The sequence below is a fragment of the Oleiphilus sp. HI0123 genome (assembly GCF_001635315.1).
Genome location: NZ_LWGE01001261.1, coordinates 1 through 4,644 on the forward strand (window position 1 = coordinate 1; position 4,644 = coordinate 4,644).

Genomic DNA, 4,644 nt, shown 5'->3' on the forward strand with positions numbered 1-4,644 from the left:
AAGCTCGTTTAATGAGTGAAGACCAAATTAAGACAACCTTTGCTGATGTGGCCGGTGTTGATGAAGCTAAAGAAGATGTTAAAGAGCTTGTAGAGTTTTTGCGGGATCCAAGCAAATTTCAACGCTTGGGTGGCAAGATTCCACGTGGCGTATTGATGGTTGGTCAGCCGGGTACCGGTAAGACATTGCTTGCCAAGGCAATTGCCGGTGAAGCAAAAGTTCCTTTCTTCTCAATTTCTGGTTCTGACTTTGTAGAAATGTTTGTCGGTGTGGGTGCTTCACGTGTGCGTGATATGTTCGAGCAGGCCAAGAAGCAATCTCCTTGTATTATCTTTATCGATGAGATCGATGCTGTCGGTCGCCATCGTGGTGCGGGTATGGGTGGTGGTCATGATGAGCGTGAGCAAACACTGAACCAGCTCTTGGTAGAGATGGACGGCTTTGAAGGTAGTGAAGGTGTCATTGTTATTGCTGCAACCAATAGGCCGGATGTTCTAGACCCAGCATTGTTAAGACCGGGGCGTTTTGACCGTCAAGTTGTGGTCGGTTTGCCAGATATACTTGGTCGTGAGCAAATTCTGAAGGTGCATATGAAAAAGGTGCCTTTAGCTGAGGATGTTGCGCCAAGTTTGATTGCCCGTGGTACGCCAGGATTTTCAGGTGCTGACTTGGCGAACCTGGTTAACGAAGCTTCCCTGTTTGCGGCACGAGCTGATAAGCGTGCAGTTGAAATGACAGACTTTGAGCTTGCTAAAGATAAGATTATGATGGGCGCAGAGCGCAAGTCTATGGTGATGTCTGAGAAGGAAAAGCTTAATACGGCTTATCATGAAGCGGGACATGCAATTGTTGGTCGTGTTTTACCAGAACATGATCCGGTTTATAAGGTAAGTATTATTCCGAGAGGTCGTGCTTTGGGTGTGACGATGTTCCTGCCTGAAGAAGATCGTTATAGCTTGAGTCGCAAGCAGCTTATCAGCCAGATTTGTTCGCTTTATGGTGGCCGAATTGCCGAAGAAATGACATTAGGTATGGATGGTGTCACAACCGGCGCATCAAACGATATTCAGCGTGCGACAGAGATTGCTAGAAATATGGTAACCAAGTGGGGCTTGTCCGATAAGTTAGGGCCCTTGCTTTATGATGATGCCCAAGAAGAAGTGTTTTTAGGAAAGTCCGCTGGCAGTGGCGGTTCTCATGTGGCGGGTGCTACACGTAATGAAATTGATACCGAAGTGCGTTCAATTATTGATACATGTTATGCGCAAGCACAAAAAATCCTCGAGGATAATCGTTCAATTCTTGATGCAATGGCGGATGCTTTGATGAAGTATGAAACCATTGATTCTGAGCAGATTGATGACTTGATGGACGGTAAGGATCCACGTGAGCCAAAAGGCTGGTCAAGTAACGGTCGTAACGATAACGATGGTTCGAGCGACAAAAAAGCCGATAGCGAAGATGATAAGGTTGTGGATATCGCTGATGGCAAAAAGCCAACTGACGAGACTGGAGAGCAGGGTTAGGTTCTCCAGAGATGTGTTTAGTTAAATTATGAGTCAATTGTTCAAGTTCGCCAGTCGAGAGCTCGATCTGGCGACAACTCAAGTGATGGGTGTTCTTAATGTAACACCCGATTCCTTTTCTGACGGTGGTCAGTACTCTAATCTCGATTCAGCACTAAATCAGGTTGAAATAATGCTTGCTCAAGGGGCGAGTATTATTGATGTGGGCGGTGAGTCTACTCGTCCAGGTGCACAGCCAGTAAGCGTTCAAGAAGAGCTTGATCGTGTTTGTCCTGTTGCTGAAAAAATTCTTCAAAACTTCGATGTCGTATTATCGGTCGATACTAGTACACCGCAAGTCATGCGTGAAACCGTTGCGCTGGGCGCTGGTTTGATTAATGATGTTCGGGCATTTACGCGACCTGGCGCGGTCGAAGCCGTTGCGGGTGCGAATGTCGCCTTGTGTGTCATGCATATGCAAGGTAAGCCCGATACAATGCAAATTCAGCCAGAATATACGTCGGTTGTGGAAGAGGTTGAGGCCTTTTTACTTTCGCGTATTAATACGCTCAAGTCTGCTGGGGTTGATGATCAGCGTTTGATTGTCGATCCAGGTTTTGGTTTTGGTAAAACGCTTTCCCATAATCTGAGCTTATTAGCTGGCATTGAGCGACTAAAACGTATGGGGTACCCTGTGTTGGTTGGGGTTTCTAGAAAGTCCATGTTTGCTGACTTGCTGGGACGAGATGTAGAACAGCGTTTAGCTGGAAGTTTGTCTGCTGCGACACTTGCTGCCTGGCAAGGGGCCGAGATCGTAAGGGTTCATGATGTTGTTGAGACGGTTGATGCGGTGCGTGTTGTTGATGCTGTAAAGCGTGCAGGTTAGGTTTATTTAAGGGTTTTAGGGAAAAGATATGTCTTCAAGAAAATACTTTGGTACAGATGGAATTCGTGGCTGCTTGGGTGAAGGTGCAATTACACCAGAGTTTATGCTTAAGCTGGGTTGGGCTTGTGGTAAGGTTTTCAAGAAAGAAGGCCTCAGGAATCGTGTCATTATTGGTAAAGATACGCGAATATCCGGTTACTTGTTTGAGTCTGCGCTTGAGGCAGGTTTATCTGCAGCGGGTATGGATGTGCGCTTATTGGGCCCAATGCCTACACCAGCCGTTGCGTACTTGACGCGAACCTATAGGGCAAATGCCGGTATTGTTATTAGTGCTTCCCATAACCCTTATCATGATAACGGTATTAAGTTCTTTTCTTCTAAGGGTTTGAAGTTGGATGATGCTGTTGAATTAGAGATTGAATCTTGGCTTGATAAAGACCTTGAAGTCGTAGCGCCCGACCTGCTAGGTAAGGCGAAACGTATTGATGATGCAATTGGCCGTTATGTCGAATGCTGTAAGGCGACCATTCCTTCGTCGATGTCTTTGACTGGTATGAAAATTGTGCTGGATTGTGCGCATGGTGCAACCTACCAGGTGGCGCCTTATGTCTTTAAAGAATTGGGTGCAGAAATCACCACAATTGGTGTGCAACCAGATGGTTTGAATATTAATCGTGATGTAGGTTCGACAAGCCCTCAGGCGCTTGTTGACAAGGTATTAGAAGTTGAGGCTGATCTCGGGATTGCATTTGATGGCGACGGTGACCGTGTCATCATGGTTGATCATAAAGGTGAAGTGGTTGATGGTGATGAGCTGATTTATATTATTGCCAGGAATCGTCAGCAGGCTGGTCGCTTGGAAGGTGGGGTTGTCGGTACATTAATGACGAACTTTGGTGCAGAGCTGGCATTGCAAAAGCTGAATATTCCTTTTGTTCGTGCAAATGTGGGCGACCGCTATGTGATGGAGCAGCTAGTGAAGAATGGCTGGGAGCTTGGTGGTGAGAACTCAGGCCATATTATTTGCTTTGATAAAGCGAGCACGGGTGATGCAACTATTGCTGCGTTGCAGGTTCTTATTTCCTTATGGCGTGACGGTAAGAGCTTGCATGAGTTGAAGTCCGAGATGACTAAGCTTCCACAGGTGTTGAAGAACGTACGAATTAAAGAAAAAACAGACCCCATGTCAAACGATGTTATTGCCCAGGCTGTTAAAGAGCAAGGTGAGCGTTTGGCAGGGCAGGGTAGAGTGTTGTTGAGAGGCTCGGGTACGGAGCCTCTAATCCGGGTTATGGCTGAGGGCGAGGATGCGGACTTGGTGAATTCAGTGGTGAACTCTCTGGTTGAAACGGTCCAGAATGCAATTGGTTAAGTAATTGGGTAAAAAGTCGTAATGGGTTGCTTGTAAGTAAAGATTAACTCGGTTAGTATTTGCGCCCTTCTGAAAAGCTGGTGTTATATATGCGTAGCAAGATTGTTGCGGGAAATTGGAAAATGAATGGTAGTGTTGCATTTATGCAGGACTACTTGCAGGCATTTAGCGATCAAGCATCGTCTAACGTGCCTGACGATGTGCAAGTGCTAATCGCACCGCCGACAGTTTTACTTTCCGGCTTTTTTGAAGCAAGTAAAGACTCCGGTATCCAGTTGGCAGCTCAGAATGTTGCTGGTTTTGACGAAGGTGCGTTTACTGGTGAAGTATCTGCGCCTATGTTGAGCGATGTAGGTTGTCAGTGGTCGTTAGTTGGGCACTCAGAGCGTAGAGCTTTGTTCGGAGAGACTGATAGTGATGTTGTTGCTAAAATCTCCCGTTTGCTAAAGGCTGGTATTAAGCCGGTTTTGTGTGTAGGTGAGACTCTGGAAGATCGAGAAGGTGGTAGAGCGCAGGAAGTTGTTGCGACGCAAGTCGGCGCTGTGCTGAAGCAATTTTCTTCGCAAGAAATGTCTGATTTGCTTATTGCTTATGAGCCGGTTTGGGCAATTGGGACAGGCGAAACAGCAACGCCAGAGCAAGCTCAGGAAATGCACGCTTATATTCGGCAGCAGGTTTCAGAAAAGTCTGCGGACTTAGCTGAAAATATGGCAATTCTGTACGGTGGTAGTGTTAATGTAAAAACCGCCAAAGAATTGTTTGGTCAGGATGATATTGATGGTGGGCTAGTTGGTGGCGCATCATTAAAAGTGAGCGACTTTTTACAAATCTGTAAGAGCGCTGGTTAGTAATTTTTATTGTTGTTTGTTGCAATTAAGAGT

The 4,644-nt window shown here is 46.2% G+C and carries 4 protein-coding genes; all 4 read left to right on the forward strand.

Annotated features, from left to right (window positions below; all coding sequences use genetic code 11):
* The coding region (gene ftsH, locus A3761_RS14890; RefSeq protein WP_082870257.1) for an ATP-dependent zinc metalloprotease FtsH at positions 1-1,526 on the forward strand (1,526 nt) is incomplete at its 5' end.
* A 28-nt stretch (positions 1,527-1,554) separates the two neighbouring features.
* Positions 1,555-2,391: a dihydropteroate synthase gene (folP, locus tag A3761_RS14895; protein ID WP_068506644.1), complete on the forward strand. Its 837-nt coding sequence runs from the start codon at positions 1,555-1,557 to the stop codon at positions 2,389-2,391.
* Between the two features lie 28 nt (positions 2,392-2,419).
* On the forward strand, positions 2,420-3,763 hold the full coding sequence (glmM, locus tag A3761_RS14900; protein ID WP_068515215.1) for a phosphoglucosamine mutase: 1,344 nt from the start codon (positions 2,420-2,422) through the stop codon (positions 3,761-3,763).
* 89 nt (positions 3,764-3,852) lie between these two features.
* Entirely contained in the window at positions 3,853-4,611 is a 759-nt protein-coding gene (gene tpiA / locus A3761_RS14905; RefSeq protein WP_068553677.1) for a triose-phosphate isomerase, read from the forward strand.
* Positions 4,612-4,644: the final 33 nt, after the last annotated feature.

What these genes read in the sequence shown, in the direction of transcription:
- folP (WP_068506644.1), top strand. Translation starts at nt 1,555, where the DNA reads ATGAGTCAATTGTTCAAGTTCGCCAGTCGAGAGCTCGATCTGGCGACA.
- glmM (WP_068515215.1), top strand. Translation starts at nt 2,420, where the DNA reads ATGTCTTCAAGAAAATACTTTGGTACAGATGGAATTCGTGGCTGCTTG.
- tpiA (WP_068553677.1), top strand. Translation starts at nt 3,853, where the DNA reads ATGCGTAGCAAGATTGTTGCGGGAAATTGGAAAATGAATGGTAGTGTT.